Source organism: Marinobacter sp. es.042, from assembly GCF_900188315.1.
Lineage (GTDB): Bacteria > Pseudomonadota > Gammaproteobacteria > Pseudomonadales > Oleiphilaceae > Marinobacter.
In genome coordinates this window covers 3,383,198-3,406,488 of record NZ_LT897781.1, presented here as the reverse complement: position 1 = coordinate 3,406,488, position 23,291 = coordinate 3,383,198, and the positions used below count along the sequence as shown (strand labels likewise).

25 protein-coding genes are annotated in these 23,291 nt (G+C 56.7%); 13 read left to right on the top strand and 12 right to left on the bottom strand.

The features are described 5' to 3' along the window. Positions 1-350: 350 nt before the first annotated feature. The 4 genes from CFB02_RS15760 to CFB02_RS15745 all read left to right on the top strand — a co-directional run bounded on the left by CFB02_RS15760 (position 351) and on the right by CFB02_RS15745 (position 3,681). Complete coding sequence (locus CFB02_RS15760) at positions 351-2,219, top strand: ATP-dependent nuclease (RefSeq protein ID WP_088558752.1); 1,869 nt, start codon at positions 351-353, stop codon at positions 2,217-2,219. Positions 2,220-2,293: 74 nt separating this feature from the next. Beyond that, entirely contained in the window at positions 2,294-2,716 is a 423-nt protein-coding gene (locus tag CFB02_RS15755) for a hypothetical protein (RefSeq protein ID WP_157677815.1), read from the top strand. 253 nt (positions 2,717-2,969) lie between these two features. Further along, a complete protein-coding gene (locus CFB02_RS15750) occupies positions 2,970-3,230 on the top strand; it encodes an acyl-CoA-binding protein (RefSeq protein WP_088558750.1) in 261 nt (86 codons plus the stop codon). A gap of 133 nt (positions 3,231-3,363) precedes the next feature. Continuing rightward, on the top strand, positions 3,364-3,681 hold the full coding sequence (locus CFB02_RS15745; protein ID WP_088558749.1) for a site-specific integrase: 318 nt from the start codon (positions 3,364-3,366) through the stop codon (positions 3,679-3,681). 9 nt (positions 3,682-3,690) lie between these two features. On the opposite strand, the gene CFB02_RS15740 is transcribed toward CFB02_RS15745, so the two are convergent. Continuing rightward, positions 3,691-4,092, bottom strand: a complete 402-nt coding sequence (locus CFB02_RS15740; RefSeq protein ID WP_413772098.1) for a hypothetical protein — start codon at positions 4,090-4,092, stop codon at positions 3,691-3,693. 159 nt (positions 4,093-4,251) lie between these two features. Then, positions 4,252-4,767, bottom strand: a complete 516-nt coding sequence (greB, locus tag CFB02_RS15735) for a transcription elongation factor GreB (protein WP_088558747.1) — start codon at positions 4,765-4,767, stop codon at positions 4,252-4,254. A 302-nt stretch (positions 4,768-5,069) separates the two neighbouring features. Between greB and CFB02_RS15730 the strand changes: the two genes are divergently transcribed. Next, positions 5,070-5,351 (top strand): hypothetical protein, encoded by a 282-nt coding sequence (locus CFB02_RS15730; protein ID WP_088558746.1) that lies wholly within the window; start codon positions 5,070-5,072, stop codon positions 5,349-5,351. A gap of 17 nt (positions 5,352-5,368) precedes the next feature. Here CFB02_RS15730 and CFB02_RS15725 read toward each other — a convergent pair whose 3' ends face one another. The 8 genes from CFB02_RS15725 to ftsY form a co-directional block, all read right to left on the bottom strand. After that, positions 5,369-6,835 (bottom strand): sensor histidine kinase, encoded by a 1,467-nt coding sequence (locus tag CFB02_RS15725; RefSeq protein WP_088558745.1) that lies wholly within the window; start codon positions 6,833-6,835, stop codon positions 5,369-5,371. Then, complete coding sequence (locus tag CFB02_RS15720; protein ID WP_008175694.1) at positions 6,822-7,502, bottom strand: response regulator transcription factor; 681 nt, start codon at positions 7,500-7,502, stop codon at positions 6,822-6,824. The genes CFB02_RS15725 and CFB02_RS15720 overlap by 14 nt, the downstream gene beginning before the upstream one ends. A gap of 103 nt (positions 7,503-7,605) precedes the next feature. Continuing rightward, on the bottom strand, positions 7,606-8,385 hold the full coding sequence (gene hyi / locus CFB02_RS15715) for a hydroxypyruvate isomerase (RefSeq protein ID WP_088558744.1): 780 nt from the start codon (positions 8,383-8,385) through the stop codon (positions 7,606-7,608). 7 nt (positions 8,386-8,392) lie between these two features. Continuing rightward, positions 8,393-9,304 (bottom strand): NAD(P)-dependent oxidoreductase, encoded by a 912-nt coding sequence (locus CFB02_RS15710; RefSeq protein ID WP_088558743.1) that lies wholly within the window; start codon positions 9,302-9,304, stop codon positions 8,393-8,395. 150 nt (positions 9,305-9,454) lie between these two features. Then, positions 9,455-10,315: an RNA polymerase sigma factor RpoH gene (rpoH, locus tag CFB02_RS15705; RefSeq protein WP_088558742.1), complete on the bottom strand. Its 861-nt coding sequence runs from the start codon at positions 10,313-10,315 to the stop codon at positions 9,455-9,457. A 191-nt stretch (positions 10,316-10,506) separates the two neighbouring features. Beyond that, positions 10,507-11,514 (bottom strand): permease-like cell division protein FtsX, encoded by a 1,008-nt coding sequence (gene ftsX, locus CFB02_RS15700; protein WP_014578657.1) that lies wholly within the window; start codon positions 11,512-11,514, stop codon positions 10,507-10,509. Then, entirely contained in the window at positions 11,504-12,196 is a 693-nt protein-coding gene (gene ftsE / locus CFB02_RS15695; RefSeq protein ID WP_008175683.1) for a cell division ATP-binding protein FtsE, read from the bottom strand. Before ftsE ends, ftsX begins: the two co-directional genes overlap by 11 nt. 29 nt (positions 12,197-12,225) lie before the next feature. Further along, entirely contained in the window at positions 12,226-13,413 is a 1,188-nt protein-coding gene (gene ftsY / locus CFB02_RS15690) for a signal recognition particle-docking protein FtsY (protein ID WP_088558741.1), read from the bottom strand. Positions 13,414-13,574: 161 nt separating this feature from the next. Between ftsY and rsmD the strand changes: the two genes are divergently transcribed. Continuing rightward, a complete protein-coding gene (gene rsmD, locus CFB02_RS15685; protein ID WP_088558740.1) occupies positions 13,575-14,225 on the top strand; it encodes a 16S rRNA (guanine(966)-N(2))-methyltransferase RsmD in 651 nt (216 codons plus the stop codon). Between the two features lie 77 nt (positions 14,226-14,302). On the opposite strand, the gene CFB02_RS15680 is transcribed toward rsmD, so the two are convergent. After that, a complete protein-coding gene (locus CFB02_RS15680; protein ID WP_088558739.1) occupies positions 14,303-15,481 on the bottom strand; it encodes a fatty acid desaturase in 1,179 nt (392 codons plus the stop codon). A gap of 140 nt (positions 15,482-15,621) precedes the next feature. Here CFB02_RS15680 and mutM point away from each other — a divergent pair, with 140 nt between their 5' ends. The 7 genes from mutM to CFB02_RS15645 all read left to right on the top strand — a co-directional run bounded on the left by mutM (position 15,622) and on the right by CFB02_RS15645 (position 21,181). Further along, a complete protein-coding gene (gene mutM, locus CFB02_RS15675) occupies positions 15,622-16,434 on the top strand; it encodes a bifunctional DNA-formamidopyrimidine glycosylase/DNA-(apurinic or apyrimidinic site) lyase (protein WP_088558738.1) in 813 nt (270 codons plus the stop codon). Between the two features lie 184 nt (positions 16,435-16,618). Next, complete coding sequence (locus CFB02_RS15670; RefSeq protein WP_008175672.1) at positions 16,619-16,948, top strand: hypothetical protein; 330 nt, start codon at positions 16,619-16,621, stop codon at positions 16,946-16,948. 95 nt (positions 16,949-17,043) lie between these two features. Next, positions 17,044-17,733: a GMP/IMP nucleotidase gene (yrfG, locus tag CFB02_RS15665; protein WP_088558737.1), complete on the top strand. Its 690-nt coding sequence runs from the start codon at positions 17,044-17,046 to the stop codon at positions 17,731-17,733. A gap of 41 nt (positions 17,734-17,774) precedes the next feature. Further along, positions 17,775-18,182, top strand: a complete 408-nt coding sequence (gene hslR / locus CFB02_RS15660) for a ribosome-associated heat shock protein Hsp15 (protein WP_008175667.1) — start codon at positions 17,775-17,777, stop codon at positions 18,180-18,182. 69 nt (positions 18,183-18,251) lie between these two features. Continuing rightward, positions 18,252-19,106: an Hsp33 family molecular chaperone HslO gene (gene hslO, locus CFB02_RS15655; RefSeq protein ID WP_088558736.1), complete on the top strand. Its 855-nt coding sequence runs from the start codon at positions 18,252-18,254 to the stop codon at positions 19,104-19,106. Positions 19,107-19,279: 173 nt separating this feature from the next. After that, positions 19,280-20,815 (top strand): phosphoenolpyruvate carboxykinase, encoded by a 1,536-nt coding sequence (locus tag CFB02_RS15650; protein WP_088558735.1) that lies wholly within the window; start codon positions 19,280-19,282, stop codon positions 20,813-20,815. An 87-nt stretch (positions 20,816-20,902) separates the two neighbouring features. Next, positions 20,903-21,181 carry a hypothetical protein gene (locus CFB02_RS15645; RefSeq protein WP_088558734.1) on the top strand — a complete coding sequence of 93 codons (279 nt, stop codon included), beginning with the start codon at positions 20,903-20,905 and terminating at the stop codon, positions 21,179-21,181. 21 nt (positions 21,182-21,202) lie between these two features. Here CFB02_RS15645 and CFB02_RS15640 read toward each other — a convergent pair whose 3' ends face one another. Then, positions 21,203-23,266 carry a TRAP transporter large permease subunit gene (locus CFB02_RS15640; protein ID WP_088558733.1) on the bottom strand — a complete coding sequence of 688 codons (2,064 nt, stop codon included), beginning with the start codon at positions 23,264-23,266 and terminating at the stop codon, positions 21,203-21,205. Positions 23,267-23,291: the final 25 nt, after the last annotated feature.

Below are 23,291 nucleotides of genomic sequence, written 5' to 3'. Positions count from 1 at the left end.
AGATCTTCCGGAGTTGCCGGCGTGCGCAGCTACCGAATTCAAGTCATACACATACCCAACTTTGATTGTCCCTGACTCAAAGTGGGCAGATTTGTATGCTGCGCGAACTCACGCGGCAGAAGAGTACAAAAGCCATAAAGTTACTCATTATGCATTCGTGTCTATGAATGACCTTCTCCATGTCCTCTCCCAGGAAAATCCAAGTGTGAGGGTCGTCGAGGCTCGGGATGCTTAACCAGTGGGTCAAGCCGACCGGTACTCCGCTGCGCTCCGTCCCGGCGGCTTACCCAAGGCGTTATGCATTAGATGTTACCCAAGCATTTTGCAGATATTAACTCGAAGGAATGATCTTGAATTTTCCAATAAGCATTAAAGCAGATGTAAATAGCCACAATGGCAACTTTACTAGAGATATAGAGCTTCAAGGAGGACTAACCGTTCTCATTGGCCCAAATGGTGGTGGTAAAACTCACCTTCTGAGAGGTTTAAAACAGCCGCTTGGTTCCGCAGTAAATGGGAAAAAGGTTCGCTTTCTGTCTGCTGGAAGAATGGGGCTACTTGAGCAATATCGCTCAGATTACAATGGTCATCACGGAAGTAACCCGGATTATGAAAGCGCGAATTTTGGGTCAAAACACGACACAACCCGAAGGCATCAAACGGAAACGCTAAATGGTGATTTCCAAACTCTTTCTGAGCGCGCAGATATATTAATTAAGGTGCAAGAGCGATTAAGAAAGCTGTTCAAACGGGATTTGATCATTGAATGGGATGCCGGAATTCTAAAGGTGGTATTTGCAAGATTAGATACCACAGCTAAACCATACTCGTCAGGTCGAGAAGCATCAGGATTACTTCATCTTGTCGGCATTCTGGCAGCCTTGTATGACGATGAAGTAGGAGCCTTATTAATTGATGAGCCTGAAGTGTCGCTCCACCCACAACTGCAGTCATTTTTATTGAATGAAATGATCACTGCAGCTGGACACCCATCTGAAGGTGGGTATAAAAAGATAGTGATTATGGCTACGCATTCGACAGAAATGCTCCGAATCACCAAGCCTAGTGACCTAGCGTCGCTAATATTTTGTCATGATTTAGATAAGCCTCCTGTCCAGCTAAATCCCAACAATGAACAATTGAAAAACAGAAAGCTCCAAGCTTTGATCGCCCGGCTAGGCCAAGAGCATAAGCTTTCACTGTTTTGCCGAAGGCCGCTCTTAGTAGAAGGGCCAAGTGATGTAATGATTGCGTCGTTCATTTCCAACAAACTTGAGCTTCATCTCGAAGCTGCAGGCTCTCAATTGCTACCGGTAATTGGCAAAGGTCAAATGCCAGTTGTAGCAAAGTTCATGAGGCTAATTGGGAAAAATCCAGTAGTTCTCGCAGACGCTGACGCATTTACAGATGACATGGAACTGGTCCAATGCTTTTTAGCCAATTCCCCTGCTGCAGATGCAAGTGCCTCGAAACTTGGAGCGCCCTCAGCTATAAAACTCGCATCTTCAACATATAGCGATTTTTGTTCATTAGTAGGTCCTAATTGGGGGGATATATCTAAACTGGCTGAAATGCATCCTTACTACGTTAACGCCGAAGAGCCAGTTGATGAGAAAGTCAAAAGAAGATCTGCTTTCTGCACACTAATGGGTTTGGCTGGCTCGGATTTAAATGGTTTAAACAACGCCGATAAATGGTCTTCCATGCAAGACCGGCTAGAGGTTGTATTGCGATTACTAGAAGAATCTGGGTGTTTTATTTTAAGGAAGGGGGCGATTGAATCATATTATCAAGCTTCTGATATTTATACGTCAGAAGGAAAGCCCACTGCTGCCGTTGATGAAATTGAGCACTTAGATCAGAGTTCAATTACAGAAATCAGAGAAAACCTAGGTGATGTAGTCCGTTGTATTGAACACGCATCTGACGGAAAACGGATTGATGAGGCGGAATCACTAAGTGATATACTTCTTTCCATTGCAGCACCAGCAACTGCCAGATTAAGCGCAAATGAAAAGACAACTACGCAAGACATCAATATATTAGCTAAAACTATTCTTGGGGAACGCGCCAACATATTTAAATGTTCTGTTGATGGTAGAAAATTAACGATAGATATAGAAAGTAAGATTCTTAATGTTAAAGGCTTTCCTGTGACAATAGATAAAGACGATGACGTAGTTAAAATCATTGAGCGTGTCTTGCGTAGCAATGCATAACAAGTTGCTGCACACGGAAAAATTACTCGCTGCGCTCCCAATTTTCCGGTGAGCAAGGCGTTAGGAATTGTGGTTTGAACAAATCTCTCTCGATTTCAATTTTGATCTTAGTTCTCTTGGCAGGGTGTTCTAGGCAGGATCCAGCAGTTGAGACTTGCAGAAATCACATCTCCGTGATGATTGGGCAGATGAAGCAGCTTGAGTCCGAGATCACAGCGGAGAATGTATGCTTCGAATGTATCGAACGTACGGTCAAAGAAACGGGTGGAGTTGAAGATTTATCGCGAAAGATGAACAGATGCAGTATTGATGGGCATTACAACTACGACATTGATTTGCTCGTGGCTTCAGCCGATAAAAGACTTGATAACATTATTTTTGAAGTCGATTGGCTTCAAACGGAAAAGCCTTCTGCACGGTACCATAGGGTGATACAGGATAGTGCTCGTGAATTGCAGCCAATTCTGCGCGAAATCTCTTCGCAATTGGCTCAGTGAGCCGGGAGTCAGCATATTCAAATTCCTAACAAGGCGCTTAAGTTTGTTTCGGCCTACGGCCTACACCGGACGCCCTTGTCAGGGCGCCGCTTAGCTTCGCGTTGATCGTCCAAAGATAGACCATTAATGCCCGATGGCATCCTATTCGCCTTCTTTAAAGCCCCTTAGCCAAAATCAGCCAATGACGCTCGAACAGCGGCTAGCTATACTCGCCCAACGAGCAGGATCAACACGAAACCATAAGGAGATCAACATGAGTGACCTGAAAACCCGCTTCGAAGAAGCTGTCAACTACATCCAGACTGCCGAGGGCGACTTCAAACCGTCCAACGAGATGAAACTGGAGTTCTATGCGCTCTATAAGCAGGCCACCGAGGGCGATGTGTCCGGCAAGCGCCCGGGCATGATGGATTTTGTCGGCCGCGCCAAGTTTGATGCCTGGGAAAAGGCCAAGGGCATGTCCAGCGATGAGGCCATGCAGAAGTACATCGACAAGCTTGAAGCCCTGAAATAACTGATGTTCCAGCCCAGACTCTGGTCGAAAAATGACCAGAGTCAATCTTCCTGAATAAAGCTTTGCGCTCGTAAATGAGCTGTCATAAGATGCGCGCAAAATAACAACACCAATTCACCAGGAAGAGTTATTTATGGACATCACGGAAGCGCTGGAACAGTCCCAGCCAGGCTTGGTGGCACGGGTCAAGGACGCCATACACAAGCACAAGCTCACTCAACGCTCAGAGCAAACCTACCTGCACTGGATCACCCGGTTCGTGCTGTTTAACGACATGAAAGATCCGGATGCGCTGGCCAATGAAGACCGCCGGCTGTTTCTGGAGTACCTGAGCGATCGTCTGCGGGTATCCCGGGCGCGTTTCAATCAGGCAAGCCAGGCCCTGGCATTTTTCTATGAAGATGTACTTGGTAAGACGCCCGCCGGAGACAACGGCTGCGCCGCAGCCTGATAGCCTTTCTCAACGCTCATTCATATTGATGTTAAGCGCATCGTAAGTGCGATTCTCGGGTGGGCGGATCACGTAGTTGTTGCTGTGGGTCTGCCCGGGAATGGATTTCGGATTGCTGAACCGGAACTCCACCGGAATCTGTGATCGGCCGAGGTCCGTGCGGTTATCTCCGGGTCGAAGCCCGAGGGGATCCAGGTAGAAGTCGTCTTCAACCCGGGGTTTGAGCGGTACACCCGCAGCCGGTGCCGCAAGGCCACCCTCGATAACGGTATTGGCCAGCGTCTCTTCCTCCATGGAATTCAGCTGGATGGTGTGGATGGTTGAGCGTTCTTCGTACTTGAAAGCACTGTCCTGCGCGTCGCCCTGCGCAACCGCCGCACCGGCAGAAAATGCCGCAGCCAAGACAAGCACCGTGATTACCCTGCTCTGAACGTTCCCCGCTTCTCCATGCATACCCATGGCATTTACCCCGGCAGACGATCCTGTCTGCGACCAGTTGTGACAAATTTTGATCAGTTTATCGACAAATTACACAACCTGCCCGGGCACTCGCCAATTTTGTGACATCATTCACTTGTCGTCGGATGGCGCCTCGTAGCGAATACCTACCACAAAGACCGACTTCCACCCTTCCGGGGTGCGAACGCTCACTTCGTCATCCAGCCGTTTGCCAATCAGGGCCCGGGCCAGGGGGGAGTTAATGCTGAGATAGCCTTTGTTCAGATCGAACTCATCCGCGCCAACCAAACGATAGGTCTGTTCGTCGCCGTCCTCGTCTTCCACCGTTACCCAGGCGCCGAAAAACACCTTGTCCCGGTCATCCGGCAATCGGTCTACAACGGTTAGTTCTTCCAGGCGTTTGCTCAGGAAGCGCACCCGACGGTCGATTTCCCGTAGCTGTTTCTTGCCGTAGATATACTCGGCGTTCTCGGACCGATCACCAAGGGCGGCGGCTTCACGCACGGCCTGAGTCACTTCCGGGCGTTTTACCTTCCAGAGGTACTGCAGTTCATCACGCAGGGTCCGTTCGCCTTCGGGCGTGATGTATCTTGGGCGCGGTCCGCCATTTCCGGGAGCCTGGGTCATTGGTCGCGAAACGTCCTTTTCCAAATGGGAATCAGAAAGTGGCAGGGCATAAAAAAACCCCGTAAAAACGGGGTAAGGCTAGCGCTGTGCTGGAGGGAGAAGCAAGCAACAAATCTGCAGGCTTCCAAAGCTACAGTTTCAATTATGCACAGCGTGGATTACACCGGCGTGGCCGAGGAATTACGTTTTCGTCAGGGAAACTACGAACGCCGGCCCCGGGAATTAGGTTGCAGACTCTAGGTTCGGAGCATAGCGTAGCGCTTATAGTCTTTTTGAACGTTTCCATTCTCGGAGAAAACAACATGAATACTCAGAAGCTGCTGAACCTGGCACTTAATGGCGTGGATGCCATCGGCTACCGGCTGGACCAGTACGGAATCACTGGCAAGGTCAATCGGCACAACATTGCGGCTTTTCTCGCGGCCGAGCAGAAGCATCTGGAAGGTGAGTGGGACAGCATTCAGGTGCGGGTAAACCGTCGCCGTTCCCAGGTTGAAAAGATTACCCACGAGATCGAGTCCCGCAGGGACGCCCTGATTGGCCCCGTGATGTCACGCATCAATCGTTTCCGCGCCAGTCAGTAAGTATTTACGCCGGCGGATCAAGAGGCGGTTCGGGTTTCCCCGGCTGCTGAATCCGTCGGCTGCTCGGCCTGGGCCGCGCGGATGCGTTTGCGGGCTTCGCTGTAGGCGGGAATCTTCACGGCCACGGTAAGCCCCGGCGATTCCTCCCCGGGATGCGTATCACTGAGGACAATCCGGCCTTGGTGAATCTCAGCAACAGCGCTCACAAGGCTCAGCCCCAAACCATTCCCCGGTAACGAACGGCTCTTGCCTACCCGGTAAAACCGCTGGAAGACCTGGTCTTTCTCGGCATCGGGAATACCGATTCCACTATCCCGAACTTCAAACACCGCATCGGCACCCTCGCGCCGAACAGATACGCCTATAACGCCATGCTCCGGCGTATATTTGATAGCGTTATCAATCAGGTTGCTGACCATCTGAAACAGCAGGTCGCGGTCGCCCTCGATCATCACTCCGCTTTCCAGGCCCTGCTCGAACGACTGGTCCTTGTCCTCAGCCAAGGCCTCATAGAGCTCACAGGCATCGGTGACCAACTCATCCAGCGGCACAGGTTTCATGTCGGCGGTATTACCCCGGGTTTCCAGCCGGGCGATGCGCAACAACGCGTTGAAGGTGGCCAACAGCTGATCGGCCTCCGCCACGGCGCGGCCGGCCTGCTCTCTCGCCTCGTCGTTATCCACCGACATCAGGGTATTTTCAAGCTGGTTGCGCAGTCGGGTCAGGGGCGTGCGCAAATCGTGGGCAATACTGTCTGAAACGTGCCGGATGCCCTCCATCAGATACACAATCCGGTCCAGCATCTGGTTCAGGTTTTCCGCCAGCTGGTCGAAATCATCGTCGGTGCCACGGGTTGGTATGCGCAGGGAAAGGTGGCCGTTCATGATCCGACGAGAAGTGTTGTTGATAACCTCGATACGCCGGGTCGTGCTGCGGCTCATCAGGAAGCCACCAAGCAGCGCAAGGGCAAGGGTGATCCCCATACCCCAATTGATGGCGGTTTCGATCACCCGCTTGAGGTTGGTGAGTTCGTCCACATCCCGCCCGACCAGCAGGCGCAAACCACCCTGAACCTCAAAAATCCGCGCACGGGCCAAGCGCTCAACCCCGGTCCAGCCGACGGATTCGTTCAGGGTGAAGTTGATCCATCCGCTCTCTGAACGGCTGCCTTCCGGCCAGGTCTCTATATTGCCGGCCAGCTTCAGGAAGTCGTCGGTAGTCAGCAGATAGATGGATTTGGCGTTGGGGTCGCGGGCAACACGTTCACGGATGATGGTGATGAGGCCATTTACGCCACGGCCACGATACTGCTCCGCCAGACCGGCGATTTCCGCTTCAATGGTTTCGTCGGTCTGGGCGGTCATGAAGCCCGCCGTACGCCAGTAGATAAAGGCCAGTAACAGAAATACCGAGGTGGCAAACACCACCATGTACAGCAGGGCTAGCTGGAAGGACGAGGTCCTGAGCTGGCTAAGCAGTTTCACGTAACATGTACCCTGCACCCCGGATGGTCTGCAGTAAGGGTGTATCGAATTCCTTATCGATCTTGGCTCGCAGCCGGCTGATGTGCACGTCAATGACGTTGGTCTGGGGATCAAAATGATAATCCCAGACTTTCTCCAGCAACATGGTCCGGGTGACCACCTGGCCGGCATTGCGCATCAGGTACTCCAGCAGACGGAACTCCCGGGGCTGGACATCAATATTCTGGCCGGCCCGCTTTACCGTGCGCGCGAGCAGATCCATTTCGAGATCGGCGACCCGCAGTACGGTCTCGGTTTCCGCCGACTGCCGATTTCTGCGCACCAGGGATTCGATACGGGCCAGCAATTCGGTAAACGAGAACGGCTTGGTGAGGTAGTCATCGCCGCCGCCACGCAAACCTTCCACGCGGTCGTCCACATCACCCAGGGCGCTGAGAATCAGAACCGGCACCTGGTTTCCGGTCGCACGCACGGTTTTGATAATGGACAGACCGTCCATCCCCGGCAGCATGCGATCTACAATCATGATGTCGTAATCCTCGCTGGCCGCCATCATCATGCCTTCCTTGCCATCGGCTGCATGGTCGACCACGAAGTCGGATTCCTTCAGCCCTTTGACAAGATAATTTGCAACGTCCTGATCGTCTTCGATTACCAGCGCTTTCACCGGCTCTCCTCCCGATAGCGGATTACAGTAACGACAAGGGTACGAAGAAGTTGGCAACCCGGCCAGTTACGATCTTGTAAGAGGGTGTCGCCAATGGCGACGGTCAGGCCTTCCCCGGAAACCAGCCCAGACTGTCACTGGTTGCCGCTGTAGGCCGGTATTCCGCGCTTACCCAGCCGTCATATCCCATGGCATCGATGGCTGCAAAAACATTCGAAAAGTTAATCTCCCCCGTGCCGGGTTCGTGTCGCCCCGGGTTGTCCGCAAACTGAATGTGGCCGATCCAGGGCAAAAGACACTCCATGGAGCGCACCAGATCCCCTTCCATGATTTGCATATGGTAAAGGTCGTACTGCAGGCGCACGTTGTCGGCGTCGATTTCCTCGATCAGTGCGAGCACCTTGCCGGAGGTATCCAGTACGAAGCCCGGCATATCCACGCGCGAGTTAATGGCTTCCAGGCACAGGGTGATACCCTCGTCAGCCAGCTTGCCCGCTGCCCAGGCGACATTACTCACCAGCGTCTGCCAGGCAATGTCATCGGCAACGTTCGCCGGCTTCAGCCCCGCAAGGCAGTTCAGCTGCCGGCAGCCAAGGGCCTTGGCATAGTCGATCGCCTGATCCACGCCGGCCTGGAACTCCTCAACCCGGTCCGGCAGGCAGGCGATGCCCCGTTCACCGGCGTCCCAGTTACCGGGCGGCAGATTGAACAGCACCTGAGTCAGCTGGTTATCGCTCAGCATCTGGCCGAGTCGCTCTTTGGGGTAGGCATAGGGGAACAGGTATTCCACGCCCTCAAAACCCGCGGCCCGGGCCATGGCAAAGCGCTCGGGAAAGTCCACTTCCGTGAACAGCATGGACAGATTGGCAGCAAAACGGGGCATGGCGTGTTTACTCCTTCGGGCCGCGGCCAAGGGAGCCAAGCAGGGCACCGTTCAGATGCTCCAGCTCCAGCAACAGGCCACTGTGGTCGACATCACTGTGGCCATTGGCCACCAGTGACAGGTATTCGTTATGGGTCTGCTGAGCCAGGGGCAGAGTCAGCCCTTCCGCGCGAGCCTCATCCAGAATCATCCGCATGTCCTTGAGCTGGATCCGCGCCGGCGCGCCAGGTGCAAATTCCCGGTCGATCATCCGCTGGCCATGGAGCTCCAGAATCCGGCTCCCGGCAAACCCACCCAGCAATGCCTCCCGCACGGCCGCAGGATCGGCACCACCTTTCGCCGCAAGCAACAGCGCCTCGGACACGGCACCAATGGTGATCCCAACAATAGCCTGATTGGCCAGCTTCGCCAATTGCCCCGAGCCTACGGGCCCGATGCGCGTGCACTTGCCGAGCGCCTCAAACACTGGCCGGGCACGATCGACATCCGCTTCCGAACCACCCGCCATGATACTCAGGCGAGCTTCCGCCGCACCCACCGTACCCCCGGACACAGGCGCGTCCACATAGCCCGCGCCCCTCTCTGCGGCCAACTCAGCATGGCGACGGGCTACAGAAGGCTGGATGGAGCTCATATCAATAACCAGCGCCGCCGGTTTCAGGGCATCAATCACGCCCTGAGCGACCAGCACCTGCTCCACCACATCGCTGTTCTCCAGCATGGTGATCACCACATCCGCATTGGCCACGGCCTCCACTGGCGATTCGGCAATGGTTGCCTGGGAGGAAAACGGCTCGCACTTACTGGGCGTGCGGTTCCACAGAGTCATTGGAAAACCCGCGTTCAGGAGGTTACGGGTCATGGGCGTACCCATCAGGCCGATGCCGAGAAATGCAATATGGGGTTTAGTCGAGGTCATGGTTAGCTGGCCTTACTCAAAGGTTCGGGGCGTGGTTGGGTGGCGTCTTCCACAAAAGTTAGATGGCCGATTATACAAACAAAAACGCCACCAACCGGAACCGGTGGTGGCGTTTTTTACGACTCAAGTATTCAGTGGCTAGCCAATAACTCAGGCCACCTCTGACATCTGCATGCGAATCTTCTTCATCGCATTCTTCTCTAGCTGCCGGATACGCTCGGCCGAGACGCCGTACCTGTCGGCCAGCTCGTGCAGGGTCGACTTGCTTTCAGACAACCAGCGCTCCCGGAGAATATCCTGGCTGCGCTCATCCAGTTGCCCCAGAGCCAGCATCAGCCGGCCATTGGAATCGTCCGACCAATCCGCGTTCTCAAGCTGGGTCGCCGGGTTGCTGCGAGCGTCTTCCAGGTAGTACGCAGGCGCCTGATAGGCGTTGTCGTCATCGTCGTCCTGAGGACCGTCAAAGGCGGTATCCTGAGACGCCAGCCGGCCTTCCATTTCGCGGACAACCCTGGGCTCGACACCCAGATCCTCGGCAACAGCGTTCAGCTCATCATGGCTGAGCCACGCAAGCTTCTTCTTCTGGCTGCGAAGGTTAAAGAACAGCTTACGCTGGGCCTTGGTGGTGGCCACTTTAACAATCCGCCAGTTACGCAGGATAAACTCGTGAATCTCTGCCTTGATCCAGTGCACCGCAAAAGACACCAGCCGCACACCGTATTCCGGATTGAAGCGCTTGACCGCCTTCATCAGGCCAACGTTGCCTTCCTGAATCAAATCCGCCTGAGCGAGGCCATAGCCGGAATAGCTCCGGGCAATGTGAATCACAAAGCGCAGGTGGGACATAACCAGCTGACGGGCGGCTTCCACATCGCCCTCGTAATGGAGCCGTTCAGCCAGCTCCCGCTCTTCGTCAACTGTGAGTACCGGGATGCGGCTCGCAGCCTGAATATAAGACTCGAGATTCTGACCCGGAACCAGTCTGTCAACCAGTTGTAAACTCGTACCCATGCTCTAACCTCCGAACCCAACGGCCCTAAATATATCAATTACCCTTTAGACCGCCAAGAACCCTGAAAGTTCCCGAAATTCCCAGTAAAACGTTATAAAACAACTATCTGGAAAATTCACCGTGGCTTTACTATTTATCAACCTACGCTAATAGAAGCTGTCTCTTCAATACGGTTTTCCCGTTATTCGGATCATGCTCCTCCGGCAATATCACCCGGCTCCATGTCATCCAGATGACGCTTCACGGCCACCCAAGCGCCTAGCCAGCCTAGCAGCATCGAAACAATTATCAACGCCAGGGCGCCATCAATGTGCAGCCCATCCAGGGAAAAGTCGCTCCTGTACAGGCCTGCCAGCCGCTCTATGGGCCCGCTGAGCCACCAAAGTGACAATTGCAGTAATATCAGGGCAACAATCCCACCACCGAGCCCGAACCAGGCGCCGGTGTACAGAAAGGGCCTGCGAACAAAGCTGTCTGTTCCGCCCACCAGCTTCGCAACCAGGATCTCGTCGCGACGGCTCTCGATTGAAAGCCGTACGGTATTGCCGATCACCAGCACAACCGCCGCCGCAAGCAGGATCGCCAACGCCCAGACAGCACGGGCAAGCAGATCCGTCATGGCGTTCAGCCTCTGCAACCAGCCCAGGTCTACCTGAACCCGCTCTATGCCTTCCATGCCCTCGATAAACCGCACCAACCCCTCAACACCCTCAGTGGACCGGGCGCCCTCTTCCGGGGTAATCAGCAGGGTATGTGGCAGCGGGTTATCCTCGAGATAGTCCAGAGCATCTTCCAGGCCCGATGAAGCGCGGAACTCCGCAAGCGCCTGGTCGCGATCCACCAGCTCAACACCTGCCACCCGGCCGTCTCCGGAAATTTCGTTACCCAGCACTCGGGCTCGTTCGAGAGGCACATCCAACTGGATATAGGCCGTCACCCGGGCGCTGCTCTCCCAGCCTGCGCTGACTCCCTGAAGACTGGTCAGCAGCAACAGCAATGCCACTGGCAGCGCCAGGGCAACCCCCATGACCGTCCACGTCATCAGACTCGCCACCGGTGTATGCAAAAGGCGGTTGGCACTGTCCCTGGCGACCTTGCGGTGATGGATGAAATAACTTTCTGCCTGCTCACGCCAGGGCGCGCGAGCCTGGTTGGCGCCGCGGGTAGGCTGTGCTTTCTTGCGGGGATCAGCGGCCATGGACACCTCCCCCGAGAACTGGCGTGCCGCCGGCCACCAGACGGCCATGATCCAGTTTCAGCGTTCGACGCCCCATCTCGTTGATCAGGGCGATGTCGTGGGTTGCGATCAACACGGTCACACCCACCTGGCTGAACTGCCCGAACAGATTCATGATGTCCGCAGACAGAGCCGGGTCCAGGTTACCCGTGGGCTCATCCGCCAGCAGCACCGGGGGTTTGTTCACCACCGCCCGGGCAATACCCACGCGCTGCTGCTCCCCGCCAGAGAGCTGCATCGGGTTCATTTTTTCCTTCTGCAGCAAACCCACCTTGTCCAGGGCCGCGCGCACGCGGCGACCCGTATCTCTGGGGGAGGCGCCCATGACTTCCAGTGGCATGGCGACGTTGTCGAACACCGTGCGGTCAAACAACAGTTGGTGGTTCTGGAAGACCACGCCAATGTGGCGACGAATGTAGGGAATCTGGCGTCGGGGCAAACGGTTGAGAACCTGCCCCCCAACCACCACTTCACCGGCACTGGGGCGCTCCATCACCATGATCAGCTTCAGCAAGGTACTTTTGCCGGCGCCGGAATGACCGGTCAGGAACGCCAGTTCGCCACGCTCCAGGCCAAAGTTGACCTGTCGCAGAGCGGTGTGATCACTGTCGTAACGCTTGGTGACCTGGCGAAACTCAATCATGGGCGGCTTCCGCGCGGCTGGATTCCGGGCTATTCGTCAAACAGGGCGTCCACAAAGGTTTCGGCATCAAAACTGCGCAGGTCGTCCACCTGCTCACCAACACCAATAAACCGGATGGGCAACTGCAACTGACGGGCGATGGCAAACACGATACCGCCTTTGGCCGTGCCGTCCAGTTTCGTTAACGTAATGCCACTGACGCCGACGGCCTGCTGGAACACCTGCGCCTGGCTCAGGGCGTTCTGGCCGGTGCCTGCATCCAGCACCAGCATGACCTCGTGGGGTGCGGATTCGTCCAGCTTCTTCATAACCCGGACCACCTTTTCCAGCTCCTGCATCAGGTTGTCCTTGTTCTGCAGGCGGCCGGCAGTATCGGCAATCACAACATCAACACCACGGGACTTGGCCGACTGGATGGCATCGAAAATCACCGACGCACTGTCAGCACCGGTGTGTTGCGCCACCACCGGAACCTTGTTGCGCTCGCCCCAGACCTGCAGCTGCTCAACGGCAGCGGCACGGAAGGTATCGCCGGCGGCCAGCATGACCGATTTTCCTTCGTTCTGGAATTTCTTGGTGAGCTTGCCGATGGTGGTGGTCTTGCCCACCCCATTTACGCCCACCATGAGAATCACATAAGGCGTCTTGCCGGAGTCGATCTGCAGTGGCTTGGTGACATCCTTCAGCAGACCGTGCAGTTCATCCCTCAGAGCCTTACGCAGGGCCTCGCCGTCTTTGAGCTGATTGCGCTCAAGCTTGTCGGTGAGTGAGTCGATGATTTCAGAAGTGGCGGTTACGCCAACGTCTGCCATCAGCAGCGTCGTCTCGATTTCCTCCAGCAGCTCCTCATCAATTTTCTTGCCAAGCGAGAACATGTCGGACAAGCCACCGGTCAGGCTTGCCCGGGTTTTGCCCAACCCCTTTTTGATGCGCTCGAAAACGCTGACCTGAGGCTCCGGTTCCGGTGCTTTCTGCGGTTCTTCCGCGGGCTCTGGGGTCGGTTCCGGCTCAGCCACCGGCTCTGGTTGTGGCTCTGCGGCGGCAGGCGCTTCAATCTCGCCCTCTTCCGGCTCTGGTGCCGGCCCTTTGGAAACCTCGGGCTTGCGCTGCGGCACCGGCTTGGGGCGTGGTGCCCGGCTACGGTTGCCGGCGATATCCAGGACAAATACGAGCACAAGAAGGGCCAGGAGGCCGATTGAAATCCACTCTGCCGTCATAAAAATCAATCCATCAGTCTGAATGGGCGGGACAAAGAAAGCCGGTATTCTAGCAGACTGTCCCGGTGAAGTGAGGGTCGCTCCGATTATCGCGACCGTAAACGTTTCCGGTAAGATGCAGGCACATATCCTGAACCGAATATTTCCGTGGAGCGGCGGCTATGACGCGCAGACAATCCGCAAGCAGGTCTCACCAGACGAGATCCCCAGCTGGTCGCGAGGCGGCTCCGGCTGGCAAAGGCAGCGGCACCGGTGAGCTGCGAATCATTGGCGGCAACTGGCGCAGCCGCAAACTGCGCTTCCCGGACGCCGGTGGCGTTCGACCCACCCCCGCGCGCACCCGCGAAACCCTGTTCAACTGGCTTGCCTTCCACCTTGCCGGCAGTGACTGCCTCGATTTGTTCGCCGGCTCCGGCGCCCTCGGGCTAGAGGCTCTTTCCCGCGGTGCCGGGCAGGCCACCCTCGTGGACCACACGCCAGCCTTGGCCAGAGCACTGCGGGACAACCTCCGGTTGTTGAAATCCGACAACGGCGAAGTGGTGTGTTCGGACGTCGAAAGCTATCTGGCCCAGAGAAACCGGCCGCCATTCGATATCGTGTTCATGGATCCGCCGTTTCGCCAGGGCTGGCTCGAAAAGCTGTTTCCGTTGCTGGAACAACAGGCGTGGATCAAACCCGGCGGCTGGGTTTACGTGGAACACGAGAGCGAGCTGCCAACGCCTTCTGTGCCCGTTTCCTGGCAGCTGCACCGGCAAAAAAGTGCGGGACAGGTCACCTACTCCCTGTTCCGGGTTGTTTCCGGGCCAGAATAAAAAAGGGCCAGATGAACACTTTCATCTGGCCCCGGATTCCCCGCCGAAGCAGGTTTACGTCGATTCTCTACCCCGTATCAGGCCGAGGGGCGCAGCGAGTAGGCCCGGAGGTGCTCGGCGAACTCTTCCAGATAGCGGATACCGCTGGCTTCCGCCTCACGGCACCACTCCATCAGCGCGTTCAGCTTGTCCTGGGGTTTGAGCCCACGCTGGCGCCAGAGCGCCTGCAGCTCGTGGCTCTTCTCATAGATCTGGCGCAGCACCGCATTGCGCTCCAGCACAGACTCGAGGGTTTCCTTCTCCTTCGGCTGAATCAGCGTGATCTCACGGGAGAGCAGTTGCTTGAGCTTCCGGTAACGGGGACGGATCTCATCGTCCATCAGCGACTTCTGCTGGCGCAGGACCGGCTCCATGACACGTTTACGATACTGGCGCATGATATCAAACCGGTTGTTGGCGATGGCCTGAACCGTTTCCACATCCACCTCCAGTTTACCTGGCACATGGTGGGCAATCGGTCGATAACCCTTGGGCTTGGCCAGCCCGAACAACTGGAACAGGCGGATGTAGCCCCAGCCGATATCCACTTCGAACCAGCGGCGGGACAGCTTGGAGGAATTCGGATAGGTGTGGTGATTGTTGTGCAACTCTTCGCCGCCAATCAGAAAACCAATAGGCGAAATATTGCGGGCGTTATCAGCACATTCGTAGTTCCGGTAACCCATCCAGTGGCCGATACCGTTGACCACACCGGCAGCCCAGACCGGAATCCACATCATCTGCACCGCCCAGATCCAGATACCGTGAACGCCAAACAGGGCCAGATTGATTACCGCCATCAACGCGATGCCCAACATCCGGTAGCGGCTGTAAACATTGCGCTCCACCCAGTCTTCCGGTGTCCGCTGGCCATAGCGCTCGAGCGTTTCGGGCGTCGCCGATTCCGCATAGAGTTCGGCTCCCTGGAACAGGACCTTGCGAATACCCAACACTACCGGACTGTGGGGATCTTCCTCGGTTTCGCACTTGGCGTGGTGTTTACGATGGATGGCGGTCCATTCCTTGGTGTTCTGCGCAGTGGTTAACCAGAGCCAGAACCGGAAGAAGTGTTTCAGGGCCGGATGCAGGTCCAGCGAGTTATGCGCCGAATGGCGATGCAGGTAGAGCGTTACACTGACAATCGTGACGTGTGTCATTCCGAGGGTGACCAGAATGAGCTGCATCACCGACAGGTCAAGAAGACCATTAAACCACATAGCAAATCCTCAAAATCAATATCTTTGGCGCGAAGCCAACCTTCACACTTTAGCGTACAGCTGTAAGCCACAACAACAGCATTTGGATGCAAAATTGTTACTGATTACACTTAGCCGTTTTCCACCGGAGATTCCCGCCCGTGCCTGAACTGCCCGAAGTAGAAACGACGCGACGGGGTATTGCACCCCACTGCGAAGGCCAGACAATTACCCGAGTGACAGTCCGCAACGGCAGTCTGCGCTGGCCTGTTCCGGCCGATCTGGGCGTGAAACTGGAAGGTCAGGTGATTAAAAGTGTAGACCGCCGGGCCAAGTATTTGTTCCTGAATATGGACCAGGGCACGGTGATTGTTCACCTTGGCATGTCCGGCAGCCTGCGCATCATTACTGACAATACCCCTCCCCTGACCCATGATCATATCGATGTGGCATTACAGTCCGGCGTCATCCTTCGATTCAACGACCCACGCCGGTTCGGCTGCTGGCTTTGGGCTGATTCCGCCGAAGAGCACCCGCTGATCACCCACCTGGGCCCGGAACCCCTGGCCCCGGAATTCAATGGCGCGCACCTGTTCCGGCTCTCCCGCGGCAAAAACACACCGGTGAAATCGTTCATCATGGACAATCAGGTGGTCGTGGGTGCCGGTAACATCTATGCCAATGAAGCGCTGTTCAAATCGGGCATTCATCCCCGGCGCAAGGCCGGAAGAATCAGCCTCGACCGCTATCACAGGCTGGCCGAAGCCATCCGGGAAACGCTCAGCGCCGCCATTCTGATGGGCGGAACCACCCTTCGGGACTTCGTGAACAGCGATGGCAAGCCCGGCTATTTTGCCCAGTCCCTGCTGGTGTATGGCCGGGGCGGCCAGCCCTGCAAGGAGTGCGGGGCACCTCTGAAGGAAATCCGGATGAACAATCGCTCAACGGTTTACTGTCCCCGTTGCCAGCGCTGAACGCTGACCAGATCGCACATTCTGCAACGAAAAATCGTTTGAAAATGCGCAAATATGATTCATAGTTAACAGAGGATTAACGCCCACGGTTTACAATAGGATGGTATCCGGTTGATACGATCCGGGTTTGCTTTTCTTTAAAGCAGTACCCTTTCAGGGCCACTAAAGCTCAGGAGACAGTAAGATGACCCGCAAGATTTCCCGCACCCTGGTAGCCACTGTGGCGGCCTGCCTGTTGGCATTCTCATCCCTCGGGCACGCCCAGGCCGTGGACGAAACCCCGTCGGCACTGGCAATGACCGGTGATGCGATTTTTGTTCGCCCGGCCTTGCTGGCTACCACCATCGTGGGCAGCGCTGTCTACCTGGTCTCCCTGCCCTTCTCCCTGCTGGGCGGCAACGCCGATGAAGCAGGGGAAGTTCTGGTAATGGGCCCGGCCAAGGCGACCTTCGTGCGCTGCCTGGGCTGCACCCGTACCGGCAAGAAACCCGAGACGGTCCAGACCAGCAACTGATCCGGCTCTATCGGGCACGCCTCCGTACTATCACGGCTTGCCCCGACGAGCGAACTCCGGCAGCCTGAAGCAAATTCTTCAGGCTGTTTTTCTCTATGGTTGACTGGTCCTCGCTTAACACGGTGTTCCTGGATATGGACGGGACACTGCTGGATCTGCATTTCGATAACCACTTCTGGCTAGAGCATCTGCCGGCAAGGTACGCCGAGCACTACGACCTCCACCCCCAGGAAGCGAAAGACCGCCTGATTCCGATGATCATGGCCGAGCGCGGCTCATTGAACTGGTACTGCACCGATTACTGGAGCGAGCGGCTGTCCCTCGACATCACGGGACTGAAAGCAGAGGTGGGCGACCGGATCGGTTATCGCCCCCACGTAACGGATTTTCTCGATGCCCTCCGACAAGCCGGGCTTCACTCGGTGATTGTCACCAACTGTCACCCCGACCCCTTGGCCCTGAAGCTGAAACGAACCGGCCTCGATACAAGGGTGGATGCCATTGTATCCAGCCACCAGTTGGGCAAGCCCAAGGAAGATCCCTCGTTCTGGCAGGACCTCCAGCGGGTAACGCCTTACCAGGCCGACAGCACCCTGATGGTCGACGACAGTTTTCCGGTGCTGGAAAGTGCGCTGGCAGCCGGCATTGCCCAATGTCTGGCCGTATTGGCGCCGGACAGCCAGCAGGAAGCCCGGGAACAGCACCCGGAAATACCCTGCATTCATCACTTCGATGAAATTCTCCCCGCGCTTCGCCAGCGGTCGCCCCTGCCATCCGGCCGATGACAGGGTTATAATTGGCCTACTAGCCCATCAGGTGAGGAGACATGACGGCATCAACCGCTGACGACCAACGTGTAAGACTTGATAAATGGCTCTGGGCCGCCCGATTCTACAAGACCCGCTCCCTGGCCAAGGAAGCGATCGAGGGTGGCAAGGTCCACTACAACAGCCAGAGATGCAAACCCGGCAGGCTGGTGGAAGCCGGCGCCAAGCTGACGCTGCGCCTGGGCTGGCAGGAAAAAATCATTATTGTTGATGACATCAGCGACCGGCGCCGTGGTGCACCCGAAGCCCAGAAGCTATACCACGAAACCGAAGACAGCGTTAAGAAACGCGAGGAAATGGCCTGGCAGCGTAAAACCATGCAGGCAGCGCAGCTTCCTCCGGCCAGAAGGCCCTCAAAGAAAGACCGCAGGGACATTCAGCGCTTTCGCGAACAGAACGGCCTCTGAACCCTTTTTCACATCCCCGCCCTCGGTCAAACGTGCAACGACCGGCATTCAGCATTCAGGAGATACAACATGGCAGCCCGCGACCAGTTCCAGCGCTTTATTTTTGAACACAGCCAGGTGCGCGGAGCCTGGGTGCAGCTAGCGGACAGCTATCAGGAAATAGGCAGCCAGGCGCCCTACCCGGACACGGTCCGGGAACTCCTCGGAGAAGCACTGGTGGCAAGCATCCTGATGAGCAGCACCCTGAAGTTTGAAGGTACATTGTCGGTACAGGCCCAGGGGGAAGGGCCTCTGCGCACATTGATGGCCGAGTGCAGCCACGACAGACACATCCGCGGCCTGGCCCGCTTTGATGAGCACGCGGTCAGCGAAGACAGCTTCCACGATCTGCTCGGCGAGGGTCGGATGGCTATTACCATCACGCCCAACCGCGGCAACCGTTATCAGGGCGTTGTACCCCGGGATCAGGAGACACTCTCCGGCTGCCTTGAGGAATACTTTGATCGCTCGGAGCAGATTCCCACCAGCCTGTTCCTGTTTGCCGACGAAAACGGCGCCGCCGGCCTGATGCTCCAGCGCCTGCCGGGCGCTACAGAGGAGGATGAAGACCTCTGGGACCGGGTCAACCACCTGGCCCGAACCGTGGAAGCCTCCGAATTACTGGAGCTGGACAGCGAAACCCTGCTTCACCGCCTGTTCCACGAGGAGACCGTACGCCTGTTTGACGCCGAACCGGTCGCCTTCCAGTGCAGCTGCTCCCGGGAGCGCACCCTCGGTGCCCTGGAAGCCATTGGCCGCGAGGAGTGTTACAGCATCGTGGAGGAAGAGGGCTCTATCGAAATGGACTGCCAGTTCTGTCATGCTCACTATCGCTTCGATAGAAATGATATTGATCATCTTTTCACCGGTCATACGCTACACTAGAAACACGTTCGATTAGCCGGGAACCCGCTGATAGCAAGGCTTCCCGGGCAGTCGTTTTTTACCGGCGTCTCTGGCATAATAGCGCGCCTGAATTGACCCGATTGCTCAGATTTCCGTCAATTTTAGGGGGGCGGCCTGAGCAATCACTAAGACATCCCGAGGGCGAGGTCGAAGTGAGCAACACTTATAATGATCTGAGTACAGCACGACTGGTTGAGGTAGCACTGGCGCGTGAAGAAGGCCAGCTGGCAGCCAACGGTTCCCTGGTCGTAAAAACCGGTGAGCGCACGGGCCGGTCTCCCAAGGACCGTTATATTGTCGAGGAGCCCAGCACCTCGGACGATATCCACTGGGGTCCGATCAACCGTCCCTTCGACGCTGAAAAATTCGACGCCCTCTGGGATCGTGTTGAAGCCTACATCGCCGAGAAAGACCAGTTCCTGTCTCACGTTCATGTTGGTTCCGACCCGGAACATTACCTGCCGGTCAAAATGACGACCGAGACCGCCTGGCAGAATCTGTTCGGCCGCAACCTGTTTATCCGTCCGGACAGCTACAACCAGGCCGACAAGCAGGAATGGCAGATCCTGAACGCCGCCAACTTCGAGTGCGATCCCGAGCGCGATGGCACCAACAGCGACGGCTGCGTGATGATCAACTTTGCCAAGCGCAAGGTTCTGCTGGCTGGCATGCACTACGCCGGCGAGATGAAAAAGGCCATGTTCTCCGTGCAGAACTTCCTGCTGCCGGAAAAAGACGTGCTGCCGATGCACTGCTCCGCCAACGTTGGTGAAGACGGCGAGACCTGCCTGTTCTTCGGTCTGTCCGGCACCGGCAAGACCACCCTCTCCGCCGATCCGCACCGCTTCCTCATCGGTGACGACGAGCACGGCTGGGGCCCGGGCACCGTATTCAACGTCGAAGGCGGTTGCTATGCGAAGTGCATCGACCTGTCTCGCAAAAATGAACCGATCATCTGGGACGCCATCCGTTTCGGTGCCATTGTCGAGAACGTGACCATCGACCCCGAGACCCGTGAGCCGGATTACACCGACGTATCCCTCACCGAAAACTCCCGCTGCGCCTACCCGCTTGAGCACGTTGAAAAGCGCGTGATCGAGAACCGCGCCGGTGAGCCATCTCATATCGTGTTCCTGACCTGCGACATGACCGGCGTTCTGCCGCCCGTGTCCATCCTGAGCCGCGAAGGCGCCGCTTACCACTTCCTGAGTGGCTATACCGCTCTGGTTGGCTCCACCGAGATGGGTTCCTCCTCGAAACTGAAGTCTACCTTCTCAACCTGCTTCGGTGCGCCCTTCTTCCCCCGTCCCGCCGGCGTTTACGCCGAACTTCTGATGAAGCGGATGGACGAGTTTGGCAGCAAGGTCTTCCTGGTCAACACCGGCTGGACCGGCGGCCCTTACGGTGAAGGCCAGCGATTCAGCATTCCGACCACCCGTGCCATCATCGCCTCAATCCAGAATGGCGACCTGGACGACGTTGAAACCGAACACCTGCCGACCCTGAACCTGGACGTGCCCAAACATGTTCCGGGCGTGGACACCAAGCTGCTGAACCCGCGCAACACATGGGTAAGCCCGGACTACTACGATGGCAAGGCCCAGGAACTGATCGCCCAGTTCGTCGAGAACTTCAAGAAGTTCGACGTGGCAGATTCGATCGTCGAAGCCGGTCCGAAGCTGAGCTGAGTCGATTACGGCAAGTAAGGAAAGCGCCCTGCGAAAGCACGGCGCTTTTTTTGTATGATAGCCCAACACACTCTAGGAAACGGCTTCATGAAACAGCGTCTACGCCAGCTCTTTTCGTTTATTCTCAAACCACTGGAATCCGGAAAGGTTGGGCCCAGCTACAAAGATTCGCACCGCACCGTGCTGAATGTGGTGGGCGTCCTGTTCCTCGTTCTGGCGACGGTGTCAACGGCTATGCTCGTTTACACCGGTAAGGCAGGCGCCTTGATTCCCGTGCTTGTTTTCTTCGGTATTGGTGGCGTGTCGTTGGTTGTCGGGACGTTGGGCTCAGATGCTGCGGTGTCGAAGATGTGGGGCAACCGCTAGCGGTCGCCCCACATCCTGTAATCAGGCGTAGAATATAAGCGGCACAAAGGCCACCAGCACCAGCGAAATGCCCATGGCGATCAACGGCATGATGATGCGTTCATGGCGCTGGTAAAAAGTACCTCCCTCCTGCTGGGCTGCCAGCACTTCCGCCTCACCAACCACCTGCCGGGTCAGCAGATGGTTCAGTGCTACCGGCGGGCTCAGGTAGCCAAGTTCAAATGCCACCAGGGTCACCATCCAGAAATGGATAGGATGAATCCCGCTGGAATAGGCAATCGTGGCAACCGTGGCGGTCACCAGGATCACGGCACCGAATGCGTCCATGATCATGCCCAGGATCACCAGGATCACCACCATCAGCAGCATGGCCGACCAGGCACTGTCGAACGACTGCGGGAAAGCCTCCATCAGGTGGGCCCGCTCGATCACACCACCGATGCTGACCGACAGCCCCAGCAACAGCAGCAGCGCGCCAATTTCCGCCGTCGTATCGTTTGTGGCGCCGCGGAGACTTCGCTCCAGGCCCTGATGGTTGATCTCTCCCGAGGCTTTTCCTGACCGGTTTTTCAGGCTGACATGCTCGTACACAAGGATTGCCAGCATGATCACCGGCAGCAGCCTTGGCGCCGAGAATTCATCCATGCTCACGTCCAGCGCCAGACGGTAGAACAGGACCACGGCAGCGATGACCAGAACGTAGGGAATCAGGGGTTTGAGCGCCTGCGTCATGGCCGGGAAGGCTTCAGCAGAGGGCGCCAGGTTGAATTCACTCTGTCGGTTCACACTGAGGGCCACAATCGCGAACATGGTGGCGGTCAGCACGAACACCCAGATGCCCCAGCCAAACAGCTCATCAGTGGTAACTTCCCGGTTCAGGTAAGCAATCACAACCACGAGCAGACAGGGACGCAAAACCACACCCAGGGAACCGGACATGGCGGTCGCCGCCAGGGCCAGATGCCGCCGGGCACCGGCGGCACGCAGCTCACTGTAGATGACGGCACCGGCCGCGATGACGAAGATGCCCGAGGCACCGGTGTAGGCCGTGGGCACGGCAGCCACCAGAACCGCTACAACCGCCAGCATTTCCGGCGGCATGCGCCAGGGCCGGAAGACATTGAACACCAGGGTGGCCAGGCGGGTCTGCTTGAGCATCATGCCCACCCACACATACAGACCGACGTTCAGGAACATGTCGGACAGCTCCATCATCTTGCCGAGATAGATACCAATCCCCGACGCGTGTCCGATCAGGGCAAAATAGGTGCCGGAGATCAGACACATCACGGTATAGAGCGGAACGGCCAGGAAGGCCTTGTTCAGGCTGCCGCCCTCCTCAAGATCATCAGGCACCCGGAACAGCCGGTAGAGGCTGGCCAGCGTGAGGCAGGCGAAGCCGATAATCCAGAAATTGTGCAGCAACAACTCTTCGGACGAGACCGCCGTGTCTGAACCCAGGCTGGACTGGCGAAAGATTGCGCTCGAGCCCAGCAGCATGGCATTGGCAATGGTTTGAAGAGTATGGGAGACGGTGTAATCCAGCCGCGTTTCCATCGCACGCATGGCGATATGATGACGAGTGAGGGTCGCGGTAACCGCACACAGCATGACAAGGATCACGAGAATGAAACGCTGTGACTCCAGGCCAAAGGCGATCAGGTCAGCAATAAACAGCTCGATGTCCCGGTAGGCTTTCACCCCTGGTGTCAGTTGGTCACTGAGATTCTCGAAATTCTGGTGGGCCTCGCGGCAGTCAGCAACCGCTCGTTCGATGGCAAGCCGGACGTCAGCCGGGTCTTTTTCCTCGGCCCCCAGCAACGCGGCCATCGGGTCATCCGTCTCGGCATCCGCCGCCATTTCTTCAGCAACCGCCGCGTCGATATCCCGGTTCGGGTCACAGGTGGGCTGAACCGGATCCATCCGCAACTTGTAATAGCCACTCCAGAGCTGTTCACCGCCCCGAAGCATCTGATTGTGGATGTCGCTGCTCGTGGAGAAAATGACCACCGCCAGCAATAACAGACAGGCGGGCAGCGATGAAAACCACTCCAGCCCGCTACGATGAAAACCGCCCTTCGACATAACTGATTACTCTGGGTAGGAAGTG

Bases quoted from the DNA above. Each gene is read 5' to 3' on its own strand.
- CFB02_RS15750 (WP_088558750.1), top strand. From the start codon at position 2,970: ATGAGTGACCTGAAAACCCGCTTCGAAGAAGCTGTCAACTACATCCAG.
- CFB02_RS15745 (WP_088558749.1), top strand. From the start codon at position 3,364: ATGGACATCACGGAAGCGCTGGAACAGTCCCAGCCAGGCTTGGTGGCA.
- greB (WP_088558747.1), bottom strand. From the start codon at position 4,767: ATGACCCAGGCTCCCGGAAATGGCGGACCGCGCCCAAGATACATCACG.
- CFB02_RS15730 (WP_088558746.1), top strand. From the start codon at position 5,070: ATGAATACTCAGAAGCTGCTGAACCTGGCACTTAATGGCGTGGATGCC.
- hyi (WP_088558744.1), bottom strand. From the start codon at position 8,385: ATGCCCCGTTTTGCTGCCAATCTGTCCATGCTGTTCACGGAAGTGGAC.
- CFB02_RS15710 (WP_088558743.1), bottom strand. From the start codon at position 9,304: ATGACCTCGACTAAACCCCATATTGCATTTCTCGGCATCGGCCTGATG.
- rpoH (WP_088558742.1), bottom strand. From the start codon at position 10,315: ATGGGTACGAGTTTACAACTGGTTGACAGACTGGTTCCGGGTCAGAAT.
- ftsX (WP_014578657.1), bottom strand. From the start codon at position 11,514: ATGGCCGCTGATCCCCGCAAGAAAGCACAGCCTACCCGCGGCGCCAAC.
- ftsE (WP_008175683.1), bottom strand. From the start codon at position 12,196: ATGATTGAGTTTCGCCAGGTCACCAAGCGTTACGACAGTGATCACACC.
- ftsY (WP_088558741.1), bottom strand. From the start codon at position 13,413: ATGACGGCAGAGTGGATTTCAATCGGCCTCCTGGCCCTTCTTGTGCTC.
- rsmD (WP_088558740.1), top strand. From the start codon at position 13,575: ATGACGCGCAGACAATCCGCAAGCAGGTCTCACCAGACGAGATCCCCA.
- CFB02_RS15680 (WP_088558739.1), bottom strand. From the start codon at position 15,481: ATGTGGTTTAATGGTCTTCTTGACCTGTCGGTGATGCAGCTCATTCTG.
- CFB02_RS15670 (WP_008175672.1), top strand. From the start codon at position 16,619: ATGACCCGCAAGATTTCCCGCACCCTGGTAGCCACTGTGGCGGCCTGC.
- yrfG (WP_088558737.1), top strand. From the start codon at position 17,044: ATGGTTGACTGGTCCTCGCTTAACACGGTGTTCCTGGATATGGACGGG.
- hslR (WP_008175667.1), top strand. From the start codon at position 17,775: ATGACGGCATCAACCGCTGACGACCAACGTGTAAGACTTGATAAATGG.
- hslO (WP_088558736.1), top strand. From the start codon at position 18,252: ATGGCAGCCCGCGACCAGTTCCAGCGCTTTATTTTTGAACACAGCCAG.
- CFB02_RS15645 (WP_088558734.1), top strand. From the start codon at position 20,903: ATGAAACAGCGTCTACGCCAGCTCTTTTCGTTTATTCTCAAACCACTG.
- CFB02_RS15640 (WP_088558733.1), bottom strand. From the start codon at position 23,266: ATGTCGAAGGGCGGTTTTCATCGTAGCGGGCTGGAGTGGTTTTCATCG.